The sequence below is a fragment of the Shewanella youngdeokensis genome (assembly GCF_033180165.1).
Taxonomy (GTDB): domain Bacteria; phylum Pseudomonadota; class Gammaproteobacteria; order Enterobacterales; family Shewanellaceae; genus Shewanella; species Shewanella youngdeokensis.
Window position 1 is genome coordinate 1,724,610 of the sequence record NZ_CP136522.1, and the last position, 17,217, is coordinate 1,741,826.

At 40.7% G+C, this 17,217-nt stretch carries 13 protein-coding genes; 11 read left to right on the plus strand and 2 right to left on the minus strand.

Annotated features, from left to right (window positions below; all coding sequences use genetic code 11):
• Nucleotides 1-368: 368 nt before the first annotated feature.
• The 7 genes from speA (at nucleotide 369) to RGE70_RS07460 (ending at nucleotide 7,476) form a co-directional block, all read left to right on the plus strand.
• Nucleotides 369-2,282, plus strand: coding sequence for a biosynthetic arginine decarboxylase (gene speA / locus RGE70_RS07430; protein WP_310470854.1), 1,914 nt, complete (start codon nucleotides 369-371; stop codon nucleotides 2,280-2,282).
• An 86-nt stretch (nucleotides 2,283-2,368) separates the two neighbouring features.
• The gene (locus tag RGE70_RS07435) at nucleotides 2,369-3,289 is read left to right on the plus strand and encodes an adenosylmethionine decarboxylase (RefSeq protein ID WP_310470855.1); all 921 of its coding nucleotides are present in this window, start codon (nucleotides 2,369-2,371) and stop codon (nucleotides 3,287-3,289) included.
• A 24-nt stretch (nucleotides 3,290-3,313) separates the two neighbouring features.
• Complete coding sequence (gene speB / locus RGE70_RS07440) at nucleotides 3,314-4,243, plus strand: agmatinase (protein WP_310470856.1); 930 nt, start codon at nucleotides 3,314-3,316, stop codon at nucleotides 4,241-4,243.
• A gap of 60 nt (nucleotides 4,244-4,303) precedes the next feature.
• Nucleotides 4,304-4,945 (plus strand): pyridoxamine 5'-phosphate oxidase, encoded by a 642-nt coding sequence (gene pdxH / locus RGE70_RS07445; protein WP_310470857.1) that lies wholly within the window; start codon nucleotides 4,304-4,306, stop codon nucleotides 4,943-4,945.
• Between the two features lie 190 nt (nucleotides 4,946-5,135).
• Nucleotides 5,136-5,711: a YceI family protein gene (locus tag RGE70_RS07450; protein WP_310470858.1), complete on the plus strand. Its 576-nt coding sequence runs from the start codon at nucleotides 5,136-5,138 to the stop codon at nucleotides 5,709-5,711.
• A 114-nt stretch (nucleotides 5,712-5,825) separates the two neighbouring features.
• A complete protein-coding gene (locus RGE70_RS07455; protein WP_310470859.1) occupies nucleotides 5,826-6,179 on the plus strand; it encodes a DUF3802 family protein in 354 nt (117 codons plus the stop codon).
• Nucleotides 6,180-6,600: 421 nt separating this feature from the next.
• Entirely contained in the window at nucleotides 6,601-7,476 is an 876-nt protein-coding gene (locus RGE70_RS07460) for a putative ATP-dependent zinc protease (RefSeq protein WP_310470860.1), read from the plus strand.
• A gap of 265 nt (nucleotides 7,477-7,741) precedes the next feature.
• On the opposite strand, the gene RGE70_RS07465 is transcribed toward RGE70_RS07460, so the two are convergent.
• Together RGE70_RS07465 and RGE70_RS07470 are read right to left on the minus strand one after the other, a co-directional pair.
• On the minus strand, nucleotides 7,742-10,294 hold the full coding sequence (locus RGE70_RS07465; RefSeq protein ID WP_310470861.1) for a PDC sensor domain-containing protein: 2,553 nt from the start codon (nucleotides 10,292-10,294) through the stop codon (nucleotides 7,742-7,744).
• Nucleotides 10,295-10,551: 257 nt separating this feature from the next.
• A complete protein-coding gene (locus RGE70_RS07470) occupies nucleotides 10,552-12,048 on the minus strand; it encodes a methyl-accepting chemotaxis protein (RefSeq protein ID WP_310470862.1) in 1,497 nt (498 codons plus the stop codon).
• Nucleotides 12,049-12,476: 428 nt separating this feature from the next.
• Here RGE70_RS07470 and pheS point away from each other — a divergent pair, with 428 nt between their 5' ends.
• From pheS to lpxM, 4 genes are all read left to right on the plus strand, one after another.
• A complete protein-coding gene (gene pheS, locus RGE70_RS07475) occupies nucleotides 12,477-13,460 on the plus strand; it encodes a phenylalanine--tRNA ligase subunit alpha (RefSeq protein ID WP_310470863.1) in 984 nt (327 codons plus the stop codon).
• A 15-nt stretch (nucleotides 13,461-13,475) separates the two neighbouring features.
• Nucleotides 13,476-15,863 carry a phenylalanine--tRNA ligase subunit beta gene (pheT, locus tag RGE70_RS07480; RefSeq protein WP_310470864.1) on the plus strand — a complete coding sequence of 796 codons (2,388 nt, stop codon included), beginning with the start codon at nucleotides 13,476-13,478 and terminating at the stop codon, nucleotides 15,861-15,863.
• Between the two features lie 4 nt (nucleotides 15,864-15,867).
• Nucleotides 15,868-16,164 (plus strand): integration host factor subunit alpha, encoded by a 297-nt coding sequence (ihfA, locus tag RGE70_RS07485; RefSeq protein ID WP_012142935.1) that lies wholly within the window; start codon nucleotides 15,868-15,870, stop codon nucleotides 16,162-16,164.
• A 77-nt stretch (nucleotides 16,165-16,241) separates the two neighbouring features.
• Nucleotides 16,242-17,195, plus strand: a complete 954-nt coding sequence (gene lpxM / locus RGE70_RS07490) for a lauroyl-Kdo(2)-lipid IV(A) myristoyltransferase (protein ID WP_310470865.1) — start codon at nucleotides 16,242-16,244, stop codon at nucleotides 17,193-17,195.
• Nucleotides 17,196-17,217: the final 22 nt, after the last annotated feature.

Here is a 17,217-nt window from a genome sequence, read left to right on the forward strand (position 1 = left end):
GGGCTTGGTAATGGTATTTATTCATTAACAGCTTATGGTTGAACTTGATTTTTAGTTGGTATCAGGGTTTAATTTCGCCGCTAAAATTAAGGCAATTCAACAATAAATTTCGGCATGCTGTTTTTGATGTTCCAACCCAATTACAATTAAGGGCTTGCTAGGGTAAAAACTAAGTGTAGCGTTATATACTTAGCATTTATTTGTTGAGATAGTTATCCAGAATTTTTTGTCACCGTGACCAGTAAAGCTGTGATGTATACTGTCACTTTCAGGTCAATTATGGTTGACGGTAATGCTTCCATTTGTTTGTTAAATGCGGTTTCAATTGTATTTAACGTTATATAGTTTAATAGTCAGGTCAGAGAAATATGAGCAATTGGTCTATTGATGATGCCCGCGCAATGTACAACGTAAACTATTGGAGCCAAGGGCTCTATGGCATCAGTAATGAGGGAGAAGTTACCGTTGCCCCAGATCCAAGTCGCCCCAATTGTAAAATTGGGCTAAATGGACTGGCGCAAGACATGGTTAGGTCTGGTGTTGCGCTGCCGGTTTTAGTACGTTTTCCGCAAATATTGCATCATAGAGTCAACAGTTTGTGTCAGGCATTTAACCAGGCCATTCAAAAGTATCAATATGAAGCTGATTACTTGTTGGTGTATCCGATCAAGGTTAATCAACAACAAACAGTAGTTGAAGAGATTTTAGCTAGCCAAGTTGAAAAAGAAGTCCCGCAATTAGGGCTCGAGGCGGGCAGTAAGCCAGAACTAATGGCTGTACTTGCTATGGCACAAAAAGCGAGTTCAGTGATTATTTGTAATGGCTACAAAGATAAAGAATACATTCGCTTAGCGTTAATTGGCGAGAAGCTCGGGCATAAGGTTTACATAGTGCTCGAAAAAATGTCTGAGCTAAAAGTTGTTTTAGAGCAAGCAAAAGAGCTCGGTGTTACGCCAAGGCTTGGCTTAAGGGTACGCTTAGCATTTCAGGGCAAAGGTAAGTGGCAAGCTAGTGGTGGAGAAAAGTCAAAATTTGGATTATCTGCTGCGCAAGTGCTGAAAGTCATTGAGCAATTACAACATGAACAAATGTTGGATTCATTAGAGTTGTTGCATTTCCATCTTGGCTCTCAAATTGCCAATATTAGAGATATACGTCAAGGCGTGAGCGAGGCAGGGCGTTTTTATTGTGAACTAATGAAGCTTGGCGCCAATGTTAAATGCTTTGATGTTGGTGGTGGGTTAGCGGTTGATTACGATGGCACGCGTAGCCAAAGTAATAACTCTATGAACTATGGTCTTACCGAGTATGCCAATAATATTGTTAGCGTGCTGACTGATATGTGTAAAGAATATGAGCAGCCAATGCCGAGAATTATCTCAGAGTCTGGTCGATATTTAACCGCTCACCATGCGGTGTTACTCACAGATGTCATTGGTACGGAGTCTTACAAACCGGAGGCAATTCTTCCGCCGGCTGAAGATGCACCACTACTACTGCAAAATATGTGGCAGTCATGGGTTGAAGTCAGCGGAAAAGCAGACCAAAGAGCGTTAATTGAGATTTTTCATGACTGTCAGAGCGATCTTAGTGAGGCGCATTCGCTGTTTTCTTTAGGGCAACTAAGCCTTGCAGACAGAGCTTGGGCTGAGCAAATTAACTTACGAGTCTGTCATGAACTACAAGGTAATATGAGTTCGAAGTATCGTTTCCATCGTCCGGTAATTGATGAATTAAATGAAAAATTGGCTGATAAGTTTTTTGTTAATTTCTCATTGTTTCAATCATTACCTGATGCCTGGGGCATTGATCAAGTGTTCCCCGTTTTGCCATTGTCTGGGCTTGATAAAGTGCCAGAGCGACGAGCTGTAATGCTTGATATTACTTGTGATTCTGACGGTATAGTGGATCAATACGTTGATGGTCAAGGCATCGAAACAACGCTTCCAGTTCCTGCGTGGACACAAGAAAGTCCGTATTTAATCGGGTTCTTTTTGGTTGGTGCGTATCAAGAGATCTTAGGCGACATGCACAACCTATTTGGTGACACTCACTCAGCGGTAGTGAGGGTTGATGAAAATGGGCGCACCAACATAGATTCAGTTTTAGAAGGTGACACGGTTGCTGACGTACTGCGCTATGTTAATTTAGATGCCGTGTCATTTATGAGAACCTATGAAGAGCTCGTTAATAAACACATAGATGAACATGAGCGTAGTAACATTCTTGAAGAGTTACAATTAGGTTTGAAAGGTTATACATATTTAGAAGACTTTTCATAAACTTAATTTTAATATTAAGTTTTACTAGACCAGCGTTGAGTCACCTCGTCGCTGGTTTTATTTTTTTAGCTGACAAGAGTCGTTAGATGTTTTTTGAAGGTTCAGAAAAGAAAATCGAGTTGAGTGTAAAAGCCGGAGTAGGTTCTTTACGAGCTTTAGAACGCAAATTTTGGGAGCGCACCCTTGCGCTTGCCGGAGCTGATATCGTGTCGGTGATGTCAAACTCATACTGTGATGCTTATGTTTTAAGTGAATCGAGCCTTTTTGTTTGGGAGCGTAAGATCCTATTAATCACCTGTGGCAATACTCAGTTAATTAAAGCCGCTTTTTTTCTTATCGACGAGTTAGCGGTTGAGAATATTGCCTCTTTTAGCTACCAAAGAAAAAGCGAGTTCTTGTCACATTTACAATTGACTCGATTTGAAGATGATGTGCAGCAGCTCCGCACTCGATTACCAGGCAGTGCGTATCGAGTTGGGCATTTAGATGGTCATCACCACTATCTATTTAACAGTGATAGCTATGATATCCAATGCCCAAGTTCAAGCTTGCTGATGTACCACATTAAAGGCAATGTTGCCGATTATTTACGTCAACCTACACAATGTAAGTCATCGATATTAAAGCAATTAAACTTTGCCCAATGGTTACCAGATTTTGATTTTGATGATCACCTGTTTGACCCTTGTGGCTATTCTATTAATGGCTTAAGTGGCGAACGCTTTCTAACCATGCATATTACGCCTCAAGCGCAAAGTGCTTATGTGAGCATTGAAACTGATATAAATGATGACTTAAAAGTTATTCAGTTATTCTCAAGCATGTTGGCAATATTGCAGCCAGACAGCTGGGATGTCATCAGTGTAAACCAACACCTCGCAGCAAGTGATTATCCTGCACACGTTGAGGTCGCGCATTGTGATTTAGCACTTAATGCGAGCAATGATATTAATTTTAAACATTTTACTCAAAGAGCCAGCGACAAGCTGATCGCTCAAGTATTGTAATTACAGATATTTTACGGAGTTTTTATGACCACTATAGCTGATAAGCCTGACTACTCACTTTATTCAAATGCATTTGGTTACTTAAGGTTACCATTAGATTTCAGGCCTTTAGATAGCGATGCTGATGTAGTGGTACTTGGTTTACCTTTTGATATGGCCACGACAGGCCGCTCTGGTGGACGTATGGGTCCTGGAGCAATTAGACAAGCATCGGTAAACTTGGCATGGGAAGAAACACGCTGGCCATGGCATTTTAAATTGAGTGAGCACATAAAAGTCGTGGATGCTGGTGACTTAGTTTATGACTGTGGTGACTCTGCCGACTTTACGCAACGGGTGGAGGACTTTGCATCTGCAATTGTAGACTCAGGCAAAGCATTATTAAGCTTTGGTGGCGACCACTTTGTCACATTGCCACTATTAAGAGCACACTTTAAAAAACACGGCAAAATGGCGTTGCTGCATTTTGACGCGCATACAGATACATACAGTCAGGGTAGCCAATATGACCATGGAACCATGTTCTACCACGCGCCTAATGAAGGGATTATTGCAGCGGAGAACTCTATTCAAGTGGGGATCCGGACTGAATATGACACCAGTAATCACTTGTTTAAAGTGATTGATGCAGCCGAAGCTAATGAGCAAACTGCGGATCAAATTATTGCACAAATCAAAGATCGCGTTGGTGATATGCCATTATACGTCACTTTTGATATCGATTGCCTCGATCCTGCTTATGCGCCAGGTACCGGCACTCCTGTATGTGGTGGACTGACAAGCGATAAAGCCATGAAAATTATACGTGGTTTGAATGGTATGAACATTGTTGGTATGGACGTCGTTGAAGTTGCGCCAGCCTACGATAGTGCAGAGATCACTGCTTTAGCAGGCGCCACGCTAGGGCTTGAATTATTACATGTTTGGGCCGACTCTAACGGCAAAGTTAAATGATAAACTTGTTTATCTGTTGCGATTAAACCTTTAGATTTTGCAGTATGCAAGGATGACCAAATGTCAGAGCTAAGTGATATTAGACGTGAATATTCTCTAGGAGAAATGCACAGTGAAGATGTTCCAAATGATCCCATGGAATTGTTTTCATCGTGGTTGGAAATCGTTAAAAATTCGGAAATTAAAGATCCGACAGCTATGTCTCTGGGAACGGTTGATACCAGTGGTCAACCTTTTCAACGTATCGTTTTACTCAAGCGATTTGGTAACGATGGTTTTGTCTTTTTTACGAATCTTGAGAGTCGTAAAGCGCAGCATATTGCTGAGAATTCAAAAGTCAGTTTGCTATTTCCTTGGCATACTTTAGAGAAACAAGTAGCGATTAACGGCGTTGCTGAACCGTTATCAAAAACCGAAGTGCTAAAATATTTCATGTCGCGGCCTAAAGGCAGCCAAATTGCCACTTGGGTGTCTAAGCAGTCAAGCCCGATCTCGGCAAGAAAAGCATTAGAGAGCAAGTTTGCAGAAATGAAAGCTAAATTTGCTAAAGGTGATGTGCCATTGCCGAAGTTTTGGGGGGGATATTTGGTTAAACCCACTAGTATGGAGTTTTGGCAAGGTGGAGAAAACCGTTTACACGACCGATTTATTTACGTTAAAACTGTTGATGACAAATGGCAACGAGATCGGTTAGCTCCTTAAAGTTTGTAAGATGATAAACGCCACTTATTTGTAAGTGGCGTTTTTGTTTGTCACAAAGTAAATCCTTTGTACTAGAGTTGTTATGTACCGTGAACTGTAGAATAATCGGTTTAACGCCATTGGTGGTACTAAATTAGCACTTTGCAGGTTCACGTGCAGATGTCTTTAATTACATGTTGAAGGAGTTACTATGAAAAGTATTCTTATCGGATTACTACTCATTCCATTGTCATTTGTTACCACTGCTGCAAATTGGAATGTTGTTAATGACCGCTCTAATGTCAATTTCATCTCCATCAAAAAAGCCGATATTGCCGAAGTTCACCATTTTAAACAGCTTGCTGGTACGTTAACTGAAGCTGGTGACTTCGAGCTGACAGTTTCGCTAGCAAGTGTCGATACCAAAGTGCCGATCCGTGATCAACGTATGGGCTCGTTACTGTTCGAAGTTGATAAATACCCTCACTTAACGTTATCGGCAAAAGTGGATACAGATTTACTAAGTCAAATTAGTATAGGTGATTCTGTCGAGGCAGCCATTGAGGGGACCGTGGATTTACACGGTAAAAAAGTGAAAATTCCCTTTATCGTTAGTATTGCTAAGTTGTCAGAGTCCAAGCTTATTGTGGCGAGTGTAATGCCTGTTATTGTCAATTCAGATAGCTTTGAGTTAACGCAAGGTATTGATAAATTAAGAGAGGTTGCTGGTTTGTCAGCAATTAGTAAAGCGGTACCTGTTTCGTTTATTCTTTACCTTAAGAAATAGCGTTAGGCGATATCATTTAATTGTAAACTCAGATAATATTCTTATCCAAAATCATTTTTGCGGCTTTTATTGAGCCGCTTATCACTCTATGCAGGCTGCATATTTTGGAAGGATATGGTTACCGATACAGACGGGTATATACATCTAGTTCAATATTTAACTGAGCATCTAGGTATATTTGAAAACTCGCAACAACAGGCTACAGCTGAAGACACTGTCATGGAGTTGTTTGAAGCGCAACTAGCTGCTCAAATTTTGCTGGTTTGTGGCCAAAACCCCTCATTAACCTTTGCTCAGAGAAATCTCATCATTAGAGAGGTTGACTCTATTGTTTATGATCTTGAAGAGATCTTCGCCAGCGTGTCAACTGACAAGGCCACTCCAGAACAGACAATGTTTATTACTGAGTTTTCAGGTTTAATAAAAAACTTATTTGATCAAGAGATTGCTAAACTGCATTTGGCGTAAGGGTTTGCTCTAGTGATCATTTTTAACTGTTGATGTTAGTCAAATCCTTGCTGCAATGCGGTTTGGGGTGTTGAACGCGGTGCAGGGGAAATTGCCTGCTTCCATATATAGTTACAGAACTATATTGTGAATGCGCATTTTCAACGTCTATAACTGCATGCTACATAACTTAAACTGTGCTGTCGCTTTCAGTTAAAAATCAAAAACAATTATTGGCATGAGCTTCATGTTTAACAGCTATGCTGGGTGTTTAACAGCGATGTTGGCTGCATTGTTACTGTCAGGCGGTTTATTGTTTAATAATTTTGGTTGACCTTGGACTGTCATATATCTTTAGTTTGATATGTCGAGTATTGAGTTATTCTACGGATTACAGAATAGTAACTACCGGAAAGCCAATTTATCTAAATTAGGAATTACAATGTTAAAACAACTAGGGCTGTGCCTTATTGGTATGATGGTATCAGCCTTTTTGCAGGCCAGTGATAAGTCAGTCATTGGACCTACTGCCGATATGTTCGTTGCAAACGCCAACTTGGGCTATGTTGCTCGTATCGATACCGGAGCTGTTAATACCTCTTTGCATGCCATTAACCTTCAGGTTGAGGGCGGCAGTGCCAAAAATATGAAAGATAACGTCGGCAAAATGTTGTCTTTCACCACTGAAAACGCTAAAGGTGAAGCTAAGCGCTTAACGGCAAAGATTGTTAAAACATCGACAGTGAGTAACTCTCAAGGTACTGAAACACGTTACATGGTGAATTTGAACGTTGGTTTTAAAGGGAAAGAGCGCCAAGTTAGAGTTAATTTACGTGACCGTAGCCATATGGATTATAAGTTACTGATTGGGCGTAATTGGCTTAAAGGGCTATATGTAGTTGATGTGGCAAGTAAAAAGTATATCGGCTCAACAGCCGCGATCAGTATTGTTGAGTCAGGAATGGTATATAAAACCCGTATTGATACCGGTGCGGTAGAAAACTCTTTGCATGCGGTTGATTATGCCATTGAAAATGAATCAGCTGATATGGAACAAAATGTAGGTAAAATCATCACCTTTACCACTGAAAATGAGCGAGGTGAGTCAAGCGTGATTCAAACGCGCATTGTTGAAACCTCGCTAATTCGTAATGCGCAAGGGAGTGAAATCCGTTATATGGTTGAGCTAAATATTGGTGAGCCAGGCGAAGAGTACAAAGTCAAAGTTAATTTAAGAAATAGAAGCAAAATGACTTATAAGTTACTGATAGGTCGTAACTGGTTGCAAGGCCATTATATTGTTGATGTTTCCCTCTAGCAGCGTAAGGCCTCATGGTAGCAATACTTTGCCTGAGGTGATAATTAGTGTGCATTGTCATGACGATTATAAGAGTTTTGTGCCGTACTTAAGTTTGTAAATTACAGCGGCATCGACAGCCATAGTGATTTTGGCAATTTTCTACAGGCCTTTTTTGAATAGAAAACAGAGCTAAATATATTGCGTAATGCTTTATTTTATCTCATGGGCAGTTCAGGTAAGGGGTAGCTTCAAGCGCTTATCACTGCCCATAGTGCAGCTAACGCTATGATATAGATACTGCACAGCTTACTGCGGTAGTATATTGCTCTTCAACTGCTAAGGTGGTTATTTGTAGCTTGCCGTTAAACTCACTTTTTAGCCACACTGATAATGTAGTTAAGCTACCGCTGACTTCGTTTTCTAATATCTGCTGTTGCAGCTGGTCTAACAAGGCAGTTGGTAAGCCTTTGCCATTGTCATACACGGTTATCTCTATGTCATTATTGTGTTTCTGTAGTACCACTTTGATGCGCTTATTTTTTTGATGAAACTCAAAAGCATCAGTTACAGTATTGCTCACTATTCGATAAAGCATAAGTAAGTAATGCCAATGGATCCCATCAACAATCAGTCGTTTATCAGTTTGGCTTTCAATGACGATATTAAGCTCAGCCAATTTAGGCTGTAATAAGGCAGTAATGTGCTCCAGTAATTGAACCAAATCTATAGGTTTGGCGCTAGAACCTTGTGCTGACAGCAAGTATTCTAAATGTCTAAGTCGTTCCGTTTGCTGAGCAAGCTCTTGACTAATGTCTGTAAAATCGAGGTCTCCATTAGAAAAACGGTATGCATTGGCCGCTAATTCATCTTGCTCTCTAAAAATGGGTTTTACTAAGCTTGCAATGAGGTTAGGGTAGAGGGCTTGATTGTCTAAGATCACTTTTTCGTAGTTAATTTCTTTATTTAACTGACTACGTGTTTGTATTGATTCATTTTTTAACTGCAAATTTGCTTGTTTAAGTTTTTTGATAATGGCGGTGCTATCGTTGTTATCTTGAATAAGTTTTTCAAATTGAGCTTTATTTTCTAACTCAATGCTTTTTGTTTCACTGATATCAAAGGCAATGGTACCGACTGACACTACTTGCTGTTGACTGTCTAATATTGGGAACTTGGTCACTAAGTAAGTATGTAATTCTCTATCTTTTTTAATTTTCTGCTCATAGCTAAGTTCTTGTTTATTTTCGATAACCTGCTTATCGTAGTCATTGTTTATTCTTGATACTTCGCTGGGTAATACTAGGTGCACTTTAACACCTAGAATGTCGTTTCGCTGCAAACCTGCTACTTGGCAAAATTGGTCATTTACCAGTGTCAGTTCACCCTCTACACTTTTTATAAAGATTAAATTATGTGCTGAGTTTAATATTAAATTCAGCTGTTCTTTACTTTCTTTTAGGTCTGTTTGAGCCAATTGTTGTACTTCTAATTGGTTTTCTAACGCAAGATTTGTGGCGTCTAAACTGGAAAGGGCTATTTCAAGTTGCTGGGTACGAGAGCTAAATGCTTTAGCAAGTAAGCCAATTTCATCGGTTCGGCCGTTGCTTTCAAGCTCTATCATTGCTGAGTTACTGTTATTGAGTGCATTCACCATTCTTGTTATTGGGTTGATGAACAGTTTGTTCTGTACAATAAAAAGTAACATTAACGCAAAAATCTGAATCGCTACGAGGTATAGTCCAATTGATTCAGTCATGGATTCAACACTGGCTTCAATGGCAGTTATAGGCGTGACTAAAATAACCTTCCAATATGTGCCAGGCATTAGGAACAAAGTGACAATGACAGGCTCGTTAAACACAGGGTCATCTTTAAGTTCAACTGTCCCAATGAGCTGTGCTGTGACTAACTTCTGTTTTGCATTTTGATTGATGATAGCAGTCAATTTCGCTTGCTCGTGGCTAGGGAACTTTTCAGTGACTTTTATAAGTTGCTCGGTTGTATAGGCTTTGTCAATTTCTGCCTGTTGGATAAACTCAGCATCTATTTGTTCTACTTTTTGTTGCAGTGGTTTAAACGAGCCATTAAGTTCAGCAAAATCGGCAAATGGCAGCAGTAATTCTTTGGTTGCAATATCTTCTGGTGCATTTAGCGCTATGTCGGGATATGACAACAATCTATTTTGCTGATCGAGTGCAAATACATACCCCCTTTGACCCGTCAGTGCGGTTTTGAAAAAGTTATGTAGATTGGCTAAAGCGATATCTACCGTTGATACGCCAATAAATTGATGATTTGACCACATTGGCACAGATGCAGTAACCATTGGGATCTGTGTAAATGGGTCAACATAAGATTTTGACCAATAAGTGGTATCGGTTGGAAAATATTTGCTTGGTGCATACCAGCTTTCGTTGTGGTATCCCGGGCTTTTTTGTTCGTTATAATCATCGATCTTTACTAGTTGACCACTCTCGCTTCTCGCCCAAAAATGACTGTATTTACGGATATCGTTGTCAAATGCGTTAGGGTCGGGCCAAATCCCCCCACCGAGAATGACATCTTCATGGCCTAGAGGGTTAAGTAAAGCGGGAATACTGCCATCTAACAGTGTAGGCGTATCACGGTATAGCTCGCCCAGAGCACTAATCGATACCGCTAGGTTTTCAATACGGTTAGTTTTTTGTTGTAAAGTCGCGGTAATGGCTTTACCTGTTTTAATATTTAAACTTTGTTGATTGTCTATAAGTCTGTGAGTTTCAATTGATTTGAGGAACCAAACACTTGTCATGATAATAATCGCAGCCACCAAAAGCTGGATGAACATAAATTTCATCGGTAGGCTCGTTTGCCAGTCAGTCAATTTTTTGGAGCGGACATTTCGGTTTTGCATGTTTAAGTGATACTCAAAAAGTCAGTTGCATCCTTAATTTGTATCCATACTATTTAAGGCTAAGTCTGAAATTATAAAGCAAGTATACAATTAGTGTGTGTTTTTTGTATGTAAATGTGGTGATATTGTTAACTGTGTGATCTTGGCACAAAAAAAGGGTGGCACAAAAGCACCACCCTACACAAAGTTTATATAACGATTTAAATTTTTAAGCCTACGAGTAATGTATCAAGTTGTTCAGCTGTAGCATGTAGCTCGTCGCAACCAGAAACTGATTGATTTGCTGATTGCTCCACATCATGTGATTGATTACGAATGCCCATTAAATTGGTTGCAATTTCATTAGCAACAGCAGACTGCTCTTCTGCTGAAGTAGCAATTAACGTACTCATTTCGTAAACTTTAGCACTATGAAGTGCAATCCCTTGAAGATCATTTCCGGTATCAAGAATGTGCTTTTTGCTTATTTCGGCTTTTTCTACAGTGCGGGTCATTACCTGTTTTAGATTACGAGATCCTGCTTGAAGTGCTTCAATCATCGACTTTATTTCAATCGTTGCTGCTTGAGTTCGGCCAGCTAGGGTCCTTACCTCATCGGCTACAACTGCAAAGCCACGCCCTTGTTCGCCCGCTCTTGCCGCTTCAATGGCAGCATTTAAAGCAAGGAGGTTTGTTTGTTCTGAAATAGCATTAATAGTGGTCACTACTTCATCAATTTTAGTTGCGTTGTTGTTTAAGTCATTAACGGCATCTGAAGCTTGTGCTATTTCAGTACTTAGGCCACCGATGGCGTCAACTGTAATTGAAATATCACGTGAACCTGCATCAACTTGATGATTGGCTTCTTGTGTTTCTATTGAGGATTGCTCTGCATTACAGGCAACTTCTTTAACTGCAGAGGTCATTTGCTCCATGGCTGTAGCAAGTGAGTCTAGGTGCTGGCGCTGGTTAACCGCCAACGATTGTCCTTCTTCTGCAGTATCTCTAAAGGATTGTATTACACTGCGAATTTTTGTATTGGCGTGTGTCATCTGTGTGACCAATTTATGCTGCCTTTCGACTAAAGTGTCAATGCTTCCTGCCAAAATGCTAAATTCGTCTTTAACTTCAAAAAAGTTTAGCCGTCCCGTTAAGTCGCCATCGGCCGCTTTCTTCAATGCCATGACACTGACAAATAGTGAGCCACCAATAAAAGTAGAAATGTAGTAGCAGGTGATGAAGATTATGAATATAAAGCCTCCCACAGTCGCGTAAACAAAATAATCATTGTAGCTATTTTGGGGGCGAACAATGGTAGACACGGTAACTAAACTACTTTGGCTATTGCGACTGACACTCTTAATGTGATCGCCTACGACCAAAGAGTTACCGCCATTGTCTGCAATGTTTTCTATCTCTAGGGGAGTATTGGCTTGAGTATAAAGTCTGATATCTCCATTAAATGCGTTCAAAAATGGCTGTTTAGTTTCATTTGGTAGCAAGCGGTAGGCTTTATCAAGTGCGTCACTGAGCTTTTGATTATACTGCTCGGCTTGAATTAGCTGGGACTCTTGCAAGTTTTTACTAAAGTTATGGCTTAATAAAAAGGTGAGACCGACTAACGTTAAAATAGGTATTATTGCTACAACCGTAAATTTTGACTTTAACGTCATATGGATAAGAAACTTATCAACCCAGCGGAATTTTACTGCCTTCATGCTTATAATCTCAATCTTTAAAGTGACTGTTTAACTTTATCGGTTCTTTACTGGTTTACTTGATCTTTTATTAAAGATCTTGGTTTGATTGAACGCTTTTTAAACCGTGATAGGTTTAACTCCTTGAAATCAACAAGTGGCGACTTATTTTTAAGCGGACTTCGTGGCGGAAAATTGGATTTCAACTAGCATAATAACCATCCGATACTTAACGGCTAGAGCACAAATTTTACAATGATGGCTCAATGATGCGTTTTATACCTGAGTAAGGACTAAACAAAATAAGCAGTTAGCTAATAAAAAGGTGTAATTAGCTCTAGTCAAATGGGGCTTGCTGACGTAAAATTTGAGCCTTTTCTATTTTCAATTAAAGAAAATATGTAAGCCCTAAGACTCGTAGGTTTGCCCTACATGCACTGGAAGAGATGATGTCACAGTTAACAGAGATCGTAGAACAGGCCTTAGCCGCCATCAACGACGCTACAGATTTAAAAGCGCTTGATGACCTCCGTGTCGATTACCTTGGTAAAAAAGGTAAGATTACCGACATGATGAAGATGATGGGGAAACTTCCTCATGAAGAAAAACCGGCCTTTGGTCAAGCTGTAAACCAAGCTAAGCAAGCGGTTCAACAGCAACTGTCTACTCGCATCGATGGATTAAAAGCGGCAGAACTTGAAGCGCAGTTAAAAGCTGAAAGTATTGATGTGAGCCTTCCTGGGCGTCACATTGAAACTGGTGGGCTGCATCCAGTAACCCGAACAATTGAACGTATAGAAAGCTTCTTTGGTGAACTTGGGTTTGTTGTTAAAGACGGTCCAGAAATCGAAGATGATTTTCATAATTTTGATGCGTTGAATATATCTGAGCACCATCCAGCTCGTGCGGATCACGATACTTTCTATTTCAACCCGAAAGTAATGCTACGTACCCAAACTTCGGGTGTCCAAATTCGTACGATGGAGCATGAAAAACCGCCTCTACGAATTATCTCTCCAGGCCGTGTATACCGTAATGATTACGACCAAACGCATACGCCTATGTTCCACCAAGTAGAAGGCTTGTTGGTTGCAGAAAAAGTTAATTTTGCTGAGCTAAAAGGGATATTGCACGATTTCTTGCGCAATTTCTTCGAAGAAGACTTAGAAGTGCGTTTCCGTCCATCATACTTCCCGTTCACAGAACCTTCTGCTGAAGTTGATGTTATGGGTAAAAACGGCAAATGGTTAGAGGTTCTAGGTTGCGGCATGGTACATCCAAATGTACTACGTAGTGTTGGTATTGACCCTGAGGTTTATTCTGGCTTTGCATTCGGTATGGGCGTTGAGCGTCTATCTATGTTGCGCTATGGCGTAAACGATTTACGATCTTTCTTTGAAAATGATCTTCGCTTCCTTAAGCAATTTAAATAAACGGAGCTGTACAGCATGAAATTTAGCGAATCTTGGCTTCGTGAGTGGGTTAACCCAAGTGTAAACCGTGAAGAATTAGCGCACCAAATCACTATGGCTGGTCTTGAGGTTGATGGTATTGATACTGTCGCTGCTGACTTTAGCGGTGTAATTGTTGGTGAAGTCGTTGAATGTGGTCAACACCCTGATGCAGATAAACTACGTGTTACCAAAATTAATGTTGGTAGCGATGAGCTTATCGATATTGTTTGTGGCGCACCAAACTGTCGTTTAGGTCTTAAAGTTGCTGTTGCAATGGTTGGTGCTGTTTTGCCTGGTGATTTTAAAATCAAAAAAGCAAAACTACGTGGTCAACCATCAGCCGGTATGCTTTGTTCATATGGCGAAATTGGTATTGATATCGAAAGTGACGGCATTATTGAGTTGCCTGTCGATGCACCAATTGGTAAAGATTTACGTGAATACTTAGACCTTAATGATGCGGTTATTGATGTTGATTTAACCGCTAACCGTGCCGATTGTTTAGGTATGGCTGGTTTAGCACGCGAAGTCGGTGTGTTAAATCGACAAGCTGTAACCGAACCAACTTGGGAACCGGTAACTGCAACCATCAGTGATGAAGTGAGTATTGACCTTCAAGCTGAACAGGAATGTGGACGCTACTTGTCGCGTGTCATTAAAAATGTTGATGTTACTGCAGCTACGCCACTTTGGATGCAAGAAAAATTGCGTCGTAGCGGTATTCGCTCAATTGACCCAATTGTTGATATTACAAATTACGTACTGATTGAGTTTGGTCAGCCAATGCATGCATTTGATAATGCAAAATTGGAAGGCGGCATTCAGGTTCGTAAGCCAAATGGCGAAGAGAAACTGACATTACTTGACGGTAATGAGATCACTATTCCTGAAGGAATGTTGATTGTTGCAGATCAGGTTAAGCCGTTAGCATTAGCAGGTGTATTCGGTGGTGAACACTCAGGTGTTACGACGGCGACAACCGACATTATGCTTGAGTGTGCTTTCTTTGCCCCATTAGCTATTTTGGGCAAAGCACGCAAGATTGGTCTGCATACCGATGCTTCACACCGTTTTGAGCGTGGTGTAGATCCAGAGCTACAACACAAAGTTATGGATCGTGCGAGCCGATTAGTACTCGATATTTGTGGTGGTGCAGCAGGCCCAGTTGTTGAAGCTAAATCAGAAGCTAACTTACCAAAGCCGGCAAAAATTGTTTTACGCCGTACTAAGTTAGACCGTACTCTTGGTCATCATATCGAAGATAACGATGTTACTGAAATTCTAGAGCGCCTTGGTTTTACTGTTGTAGTAAGCGATGGACAATGGGATGTAACCACAGCAACATACCGTTTTGATATGGCAATTGAAGAAGATTTGATTGAAGAAGTTGCTCGAATTTACGGTTACAACAACATTCCTAATATTGCACCTGTAGCGGAATTGAGCATGTCAGATCATAATGAATCTGATATCAGCCTGAAACGTGTGCGCAGCATGTTAGTTGCTCGTGGATTCCAAGAAGCGGTTACCTACAGCTTTGTTGATCCTAAGCAACAAAACCTGATCCACCCTGGTGCAGAAGCGATGGTTTTACCAAACCCGATTTCTGTTGAAATGTCGGCTATGCGACTATCAATGTTTACCGGTTTGCTATCGGCAGTGGGCTACAACCAAAGCCGCCAGCAAAACCGCGTTAGATTGTTTGAGACTGGTTTGCGTTTCGTGCCTACAGAGTCTGCAGACTCAGGCGTATCACAACAGCCAATGCTTGCTGCGGTGATTGCGGGCAATCAAAATGATGAACATTGGTCAATGGAGTCAGCGACAGTTGATTTCTTCGATCTTAAAGGTGATTTAGAAGCCGTGATTGGTTTGACTGTTTCTGAAGCTGAATTTAGCTTTAGAGCTGCCACTCATCCAGCGCTTCATCCGGGGCAATGTGCTGAAATTCTACGTAATGATCAAGTCATTGGTGTTATTGGTACAGTGCATCCGAGCCTTGAAAAGCCATTTGGCCTTAACGGTAAAACAATTATTTTCGAGCTAGAATTAGACGCTTTATTGCATGCGAAATTACCGCAAGCCCAGACAGTATCTAAGTTTCCAGCTAACCGCCGTGACATTGCTATCGTAGTTGATGACACTGTTGCAGCAGAAGATGTTGTAAAAATGATAAGAAAAGTTGGCGAAAATCAGTTGGTTGGCATAAACTTGTTTGACGTATACCAAGGTAAGGGCGTAGAGGAAGGCAAAAAGAGCCTTGCTATTGCACTCTTATTACAAGACAACGCTCGTACACTGGAAGAAAAAGAAATTGCTGAAATGGTAAATGCAGTTGTTTCTTCTCTGAAAGACGAGTTCAACGCATCGTTGAGGGACTAAAAGTATGGCACTTACCAAAGCTGAAATGGCAGAACATCTCTTTGAAACGCTAGGTATCAATAAGAGAGTAGCAAAAGAGATGGTGGAGACGTTTTTCGAAGAGATCCGTCAAGCCCTTGAAAGTGGTGAGCAGGTCAAGCTGTCTGGATTTGGCAATTTCGACCTGAGAGATAAAAATCAAAGACCGGGAAGGAACCCAAAGACAGGAGAGGATATCCCTATTTCAGCCCGTCGTGTTGTGACATTCCGTCCGGGACAGAAGCTGAAAAGTCGCGTAGAAGAAGCTAACGCAAAGAAATAATTGCACTAGCATTGTGATGAATAGGCCACTCAATTGAGTGGCTTTTTCTGTTTTTCATTTGCTAAAGAGGTCTTCGTTTGTCTAGAAAGCCAAAATATTTTGATCGCCGTTTTCGGTTATCGTTATTACACCCTAAATATTGGTTTACCTGGTTAGCCATATTAATCTTGGTCTTGTTTGGTTTAATGCCTGCCTGGTTAAGAGATCCTATTGCGTGCCAGTTATCTAAGCTGGTGGTTCGTTTTGCAAATAAGCCGATACACATTGTTCGTGCAAATTTAATGACGTGTTTTCCAGACAAATCTGCGGTTGAGATAGAGACGCTGATCAAGGCGAATGTTGAAAACTTTGTGATGATTTTACTCGCGCAATCAGAGCTGTTGGTTAAGTCGACTCAAAACATTAGAAACCGCGTTAAACTTAGCGGTTTTGAACATGTTGAACAGGCTAAGGCTGCTGGACAACCAGTGATATTTATTATGCCGCACGTGTGGGGTATTGAATATGCAGGGTTACGCTTAAACATTGATTTACCGATGGTATCAATGGCTAAAGCACACAAGAATGGTTTGTTTGATTGGTTTAATAACCGTATGCGTAGTTCGCAAGGTGGTAACATCTATATGCGTGAAGCTGGCATTAGAGCGCTATTGTCGGAGCTTAAACAGAACAATAGTTTCTTTTATTTGCCTGATGAAGACCTTGGTCCTAAAAATAGTGTTTTTGCGCCGTTTTTGGGTACGACTAAAGCGACACTTCCTGTGGTAGGGCGTTTGGCTCAAGCGGGTAATGCGCAGGTTATGCCAGTTAAAATAGGCTATGACAAAATTAAGCGCCATTTTGACCTAACGGTCATGCCTGCTTTAACACCAGAAAGTATGCAGGGTAAAGAGAACGAGGCGATTGCGTTAAATAAGGCTGTCGAACAAGTAATATTGGCTTATCCAGAGCAATATATGTGGTTTTTAAGAGTCTTAAAAACCCGTCCTCCAGGAGAGGAATCGATTTACAATACGAAGCAACATCACTGATTTAGTTGGTCATGTTTTTTAC

Coding starts and splice junctions, on each gene's coding strand:
- speA (WP_310470854.1), top strand. CDS start 369: ATGAGCAATTGGTCTATTGATGATGCCCGCGCAATGTACAACGTAAAC.
- RGE70_RS07435 (WP_310470855.1), top strand. CDS start 2,369: ATGTTTTTTGAAGGTTCAGAAAAGAAAATCGAGTTGAGTGTAAAAGCC.
- speB (WP_310470856.1), top strand. CDS start 3,314: ATGACCACTATAGCTGATAAGCCTGACTACTCACTTTATTCAAATGCA.
- pdxH (WP_310470857.1), top strand. CDS start 4,304: ATGTCAGAGCTAAGTGATATTAGACGTGAATATTCTCTAGGAGAAATG.
- RGE70_RS07450 (WP_310470858.1), top strand. CDS start 5,136: ATGAAAAGTATTCTTATCGGATTACTACTCATTCCATTGTCATTTGTT.
- RGE70_RS07455 (WP_310470859.1), top strand. CDS start 5,826: ATGGTTACCGATACAGACGGGTATATACATCTAGTTCAATATTTAACT.
- RGE70_RS07460 (WP_310470860.1), top strand. CDS start 6,601: ATGTTAAAACAACTAGGGCTGTGCCTTATTGGTATGATGGTATCAGCC.
- RGE70_RS07465 (WP_310470861.1), bottom strand. CDS start 10,294: ATGAAATTTATGTTCATCCAGCTTTTGGTGGCTGCGATTATTATCATG.
- RGE70_RS07470 (WP_310470862.1), bottom strand. CDS start 12,048: ATGAAGGCAGTAAAATTCCGCTGGGTTGATAAGTTTCTTATCCATATG.
- pheS (WP_310470863.1), top strand. CDS start 12,477: ATGTCACAGTTAACAGAGATCGTAGAACAGGCCTTAGCCGCCATCAAC.
- pheT (WP_310470864.1), top strand. CDS start 13,476: ATGAAATTTAGCGAATCTTGGCTTCGTGAGTGGGTTAACCCAAGTGTA.
- ihfA (WP_012142935.1), top strand. CDS start 15,868: ATGGCACTTACCAAAGCTGAAATGGCAGAACATCTCTTTGAAACGCTA.